Raw genomic sequence first — 3,742 nt, 5'->3', positions numbered from 1 at the left:
GCCACAGCGGTAGCGGCGGTGCCTGATGACCAGGACGGTGGGCCGCCAGCCGAAGGGTTGGTGGGCGAGTCTGCGAGTGACGGTATCGCGGGGAACCGCGGTGCCACCGCAGATGCGGCACCACGGGTCCGGGGTGGTGACGTGGCAGAAAATCTCGGCTTTCGCCGTGCTGAGGTGCTGCCCGATGGCGGTCAAGCCCAGCTGGTTCAGGCCTGCGAATGTCGTGAGGTCTGGTGCGGTGAAGGTAGGATTGAGCAACGTCGAGGTCTTTCGAAGAAGGTTGTGTAGGAACTTCCATTCTTCGCGAAGGCCTCGACTTTTTCGTGCTTTGGCGACATGCCCGGGATCCGGGGTGTTGGGTTTAGGCGGTTACACTCTGAATTCTGAAGAGCCGGCAAAGTCATCGGGTGGCAATGGTGCGACCAGGAAAAGTCAGCGGCCTGGATCGAGTTGCTCAAGCACTTCCCGCAACCCAAGGTTGTCGTCACCGACGGTGGCTCAGGGCTGCTCAAAGCACTGAAGTCCCTTTGGCCCGGCGTGGAAATTCAACGGTGCTTAGTGCATATCCAACGCACCGTGAAAACACACCTCACGCTGAAGCCGCGCAGCGAAGCGGGCAAGTCACTACGGTATTTGAGCTTGCAACTCACCAGAATCACGAACCGGGACGAAGCTGCGAACTGGGCGGCTTCTTTAGGGAACTGGCAGTCAAAAAATCAGTACTTGCTCGATGAACGCACCTACGCCAAAGACTGGAGTGGCCCTTGGCCGAAAGGTGTCAACCGCACCAGAAAGTCGTGGCCAACCCACGAACGACTGATCAAGGCCTACAACGCGATGAGCTCCGTTTTGAAACGTGGCCACTTGTTCACCTACCTGAAGCCGCAGCTTGCTTCCCTGGGCATTAGCGCCACGACAAACATGATTGAAGGAGTGATCAACTCCGGGATCAGAGCAATGATCAGGCATCATCGAGGGATGCCCCTTGAGCATCGTCGGCGTGCGTGTGAATGGTTTTGCTGGACTCACGCCGATGAGCAGAGCCGAGCCAAACTCCCATTGTTGATCAAGGAATCAGAAAAGCTAGTGAAGCAGCACGAAGCCCGGCAGAAGCCGGCACAGGAACTGATCGGTCCTGAGCTTTATGGCAGGGCTGCTGTTGCCGAGGAAGGACTCTTCTCAAAGGCCGGCTGGGCAGGACGTAGTAGCTAAAAAACTGGCATTCGGTGGTTTGCTCCGGGTGACATACCCGGGCCAGACACCACTTCTTGCTCATAAGTCAAGTCTTATCGATTAATAATTGAATGCGCAGAAAAGCTGCCACCAATTTCGATGGGTGGCAGCTTAGTCTTTTTATTTGCAGGTGCCGAAGGAGCAGCTGTGTCGCGACTTATCAATATTATGCACAATCGCTTCGTTGCAGGCCGGGCATCGTCCGTTGTGATTATTTACTTTATCTTGACATGCGCATGCCATTGAACTACCTCCTAAACTTCCAAAAACTGGTCTATCTGTTCAGACTAAACGAAACACGTGAGATTGTCTATGGAGGGCAAGTCGCATATAAAACACTCGCGAAATGGTATTCGTACCTCAGCTAAGAAATGCTCGCCCTACCCTACCCCCGATCGGGTGCTCCCGATGTTCTAGACCGATGGGATACGGTTTATCAATGAGTGCTCGCTAAGAGATCATACGCAATGATGCTCAAACCTATGCCGAAGCCACCAAAGCAAGTGGCTCTCGTGACTGATCCGCGGGTCGCCAGCACCACCAAATATCAGCGCACGTCGTTTTCGCATGGGATCATAGCGTCTAGCCCAGTGGTTTCATGGCGGGCACGTAATTAACGGTCATTAAAACGAAAAAGTGATCCGGACTTGGGATAATAGGAGTGTCTAGCTTCTATTCCACCGAAATCAAGGATCACCTTTTCAGTGAACCATTCTACCCACGTTTTCCCTGCCCTCCCGACCCAACTCACCGGCCAAGCCCTCATCTCCCATGCTGGGCTATCGGTGCTCACCAGCTTCCTGAACGCCCTGGACTTCCGCCAACTCTGCGAAGACCGGTTCAGCCAGTTCGTGCCAGCCACCGCAACCCACCGGCCAGGAAAGATCCTTGGTGCGCTGGCCTTGTCCATGGCCGCCGGTGGCGAGCAAGCCGCAGACATTGACCAGCTGCGCGCCGCACCAGAACTCTTCGGACCGATAGCGTCCGATGCGACGGTCAGCAGGTTCATGAGCCGGATCAAGGAACAGCCCGAAGCTTTCTCCTACGGGTTCGCCACCATGACCCGAAGCCTGCGCACCAAAATCTGGGCTGCGGCCGGGCCACGGAATCCTGCCCGGCTGGCCACGCCAGCCAACCCGCTGATCATCGACGTCGATGCCACCTTGGTTCATGTCCACTCGGACAAGGAACACAGTGCCGGCACCTATAAGGGTGGATACGGATTCTCACCCATCATCGCCATGGCGGACTACGGCAAAGCCAACGGGACAGGTGAAGCCCTCGCCGTGCAGTTGCGCCCGGGAAACCGCGGAGCGAATTCCGCGAAGTCGCATATCGAAGTGCTCAACCAGGCGTTGGCGCAGCTACCTGATGACCTTTACGACGAGCACGGAAACCTGCAGGCAGAGAAGATTCTGGTCCGCACCGATAGTGCCAGCTCCTCGCGTGAGTTCTTGCATCATCTGGATTCGTTGGGGATCCAGTTCTCCACCTCCTATTCGCTGCCGGTGGTCAAAGAACGGTTCATCCGATGGATCGATGAGAAGAAGTACTGGGAACCAGCCCTGGATGCTGACGGGGATCAGCGTGATGATGCGTGGGTGATCGACGCAACGAAGGTCATCGAGCTGAAGGACTACCCTGCGGGGACAAGGATCTATTTGCGGGCTGAACCGTTGTATCCCGGGGCGAAAGCGAACTTGTTCGATACCGACGGGAACAGGGTGACTGCGTTCTTGACCAATAGTCCGCGGTTCAACGTGGCGTTCCTCGATGCCCGGCATCGGGCGCGGGGCCGGTGCGAGAACCGGATCAAAACGCTGAAGAGCACGGGGTTGGGCAAGCTGCCGTATTGGTCTTTTGCCGCGAATCAGGCGTGGGCTGACCTAGCGATGTTCGCGGTGAATTTGGTGTCGTGGCTGCAACTGGTTGTGTTGCCTAGTGACCATGCGGCAGGTTGCTGGGATCTGAAGCGGTGGCGGTTCCGGCTGTTTTCCATGGCAGGGAAGGTTATTTCTGGTGGCCGGCAGCGCCGGTTGCTGATTCCGCAGAGAGCTCCGGGAGCCCAGCTGCTATGCCAATTGATTGAGGGCATCGGCTTGCTATTTCAGCGGTGGCGGCATGGTGAGCTGGCGGCATGAACTGGTGGTTGTCTTGTTGTTTCTTTGGTTTCGAAAGGTCTTTTCAGCCCGGGTCGGTGGAGCCTGGCATTGCGCGTCGGTGGTTCAGGCGCTCTGTGGCGTGGGCAGAGAGCCTGTCAGATGGATTGTGTAAGACCCCTAGTCAATTGATAGAAAGAGACTAGGAAAAACACGATATGACCATCCAGAAAGACCAGACCGAACAGAGCATGGAAAACGCCTCCGACATCGCAGAGAAGATCGCAGCCCTCGGCTCCATGGACGCCGTCAAGGAATCCGGCGCGTTCGACGAACTCATGGGATTCATCGACCGCGGAGAAATCCAGCTCGACGGCAAAGACGGATTCATTCAGCAGATCATCCGTGCC

The 3,742-nt window shown here is 56.4% G+C and carries 1 protein-coding gene and 3 pseudogenes; 3 read left to right on the top strand and 1 reads right to left on the bottom strand.

What is annotated here, in order from left to right:
• Nucleotides 1–258 (bottom strand): annotated as a pseudogene (locus tag IEY43_RS17970) (transposase family protein); the annotation flags it as partial.
• Nucleotides 259–393: 135 nt separating this feature from the next.
• Between IEY43_RS17970 and IEY43_RS17965 the strand changes: the two are divergent.
• The 3 genes and pseudogenes from IEY43_RS17965 to IEY43_RS17955 form a co-directional block, all read left to right on the top strand.
• Nucleotides 394–1,212 (top strand): annotated as a pseudogene (locus tag IEY43_RS17965) (transposase); the annotation flags it as partial.
• A gap of 725 nt (nt 1,213–1,937) precedes the next feature.
• Nucleotides 1,938–3,374 (top strand): IS1380 family transposase, encoded by a 1,437-nt coding sequence (locus tag IEY43_RS17960; protein ID WP_188950389.1) that lies wholly within the window; start codon nt 1,938–1,940, stop codon nt 3,372–3,374.
• Nucleotides 3,375–3,550: 176 nt separating this feature from the next.
• Nucleotides 3,551–3,742: pseudogene (locus IEY43_RS17955) on the top strand (IS256 family transposase); the annotation flags it as partial.

It is taken from the genome of Glutamicibacter protophormiae (assembly GCF_014647495.1).
In the GTDB taxonomy this organism is placed as follows: domain Bacteria; phylum Actinomycetota; class Actinomycetes; order Actinomycetales; family Micrococcaceae; genus Glutamicibacter; species Glutamicibacter protophormiae.
The sequence above is the reverse complement of the archived record's forward strand: the minus strand, read 5'-3'. Positions and strand labels throughout refer to the sequence as shown.